A 1,499-nucleotide genomic window follows, 5' to 3' on the forward strand; every position below is an offset into this window, starting at 1 on the left:
TGGGCGGGTTCAACCAGTCGTTGCAACACCGGCTTGGTTGAGTGAGCGTAGTTGCTCCTCGAACACCTCGGCGGGTGTCTTCCAGGCGAGGATCTTGCGGGGCCGGTTGTTGAGGGCGTGAGCGACGGCCTCGAGGTCTTCGGCAGACCAGCGGGACAGGTCGGTGCCTTTGGGGAAGTACTGTCGCAGGAGCCCGTTGGTGTTCTCGTTGGTGGGTCTCTGCCATGGCGAGTGTGGGTCGGCGAAGAACACCTTCGTGCCGGTCTGGATCGCGAACAGTGCGTGACCCGAGAGTTCCTTGCCGCGGTCCCAGGTCAGTGTCTTGCGTAGCTGCTCAGGCAGCTTCGTCATCGACGCTGTGAGCGCGGTGTTCATCGCGACCGCTCCGTACCCGCCGAGGGCAGGCCCGTTCTTCACGTACGGCTTCTCGCCCCAGCCCTCCATCCGCGGCAGGTGTACCAGGAGCGTGGCGCGGCTGCTGCGCTCGACGAGTGTGCCGATCGCCGACCGGCCTGTGCCGATGATCAGGTCGCCCTCCCAGTGGCCGGGGACGGCGCGGTCCTCAGCCTCAGCGGGACGCTCGCTCAGGACGACATCCGCGGTTACGTGACCCTGGGCCTTGTTCCTGGATCGGGCTCGCGGCTGCCGCAGCGCGCGGCCAGTGCGCAGACAGGTGACCAGCTCACGCTTGAGCGCGCCACGGCCCTGGATGAACAGCGACTGGTAGATCGCCTCGTGGCTGATACGCATGGACTGATCATCGTGGAACTCGACCTTCAACCGCTGCGCGATCTGTTCCGGGCTCCACGCCGTCGACCATCGCCGGTCCGCCCGGTGGGGCTTGTTCAGCCCCTTCCACGGCGGCGGCGTCGGACCCGACACGATCGTGCCGTCAGGACGGCGGACGGCCCCAGCGAGCCGTTCGGCGACGTACTCACGCAACCGCTCGTTGGTGACCAGCTTCGGGCTCTTCGGTCGTTTCGCGGCCTGCTGCGCCTTCCATTGCGCCACCACCGCCCGGTACACCGGCTTGCCACCCCGCGTCGCCGCATTGCGCCGCAGCTCGCGTGACACCGTCCCGGGGTCGCGGCCGATCTCGCGAGCGATCTCACGCACGCCCCTGCCCTGGGCCTTCAGCAGCGCGATCTCCTCACGCTCCTCGAACGAAAGGTAGCGGCCAGAAGGCTCGGCCAGGCTGATCGGCGGCATCCCGCCAGCGTGGCGAAACCAGCGCATCCCGACCGGGACCGACACCCCCACCCCGATAGCCGCCTCCGCAGTGGAGATGCCCGTGGCGGTGAGCCGCCAGAACTGCCGCTGCACCACCCGCGAGGGGTCCGGTCGCCCGGGTGAGCGCATCGCCGGCCGCAACGCCCGATCAGCACGCCACTGCCGCCGCACTCCCTCAGGCGCATCGCACGTCTTCCTGCTCCAGTCCGCCGTAGCCACCGTCGCACACCTCCACTGTCGAGGTGTTGCGACGACCGGTTGAATCCGCC

At 68.4% G+C, this 1,499-nt stretch carries 1 protein-coding gene; it reads right to left on the minus strand.

Annotated elements, in window-relative coordinates:
• Positions 1-9: 9 nt before the first annotated feature.
• Positions 10-1,359 (minus strand): IS30 family transposase, encoded by a 1,350-nt coding sequence (locus HJG52_RS20310; protein WP_430413361.1) that lies wholly within the window; start codon positions 1,357-1,359, stop codon positions 10-12.
• Positions 1,360-1,499 lie beyond the last annotated feature (140 nt).

The sequence above is a fragment of the Knoellia koreensis genome (assembly GCF_013041615.1).
Taxonomy (GTDB): domain Bacteria; phylum Actinomycetota; class Actinomycetes; order Actinomycetales; family Dermatophilaceae; genus Pedococcus; species Pedococcus koreensis.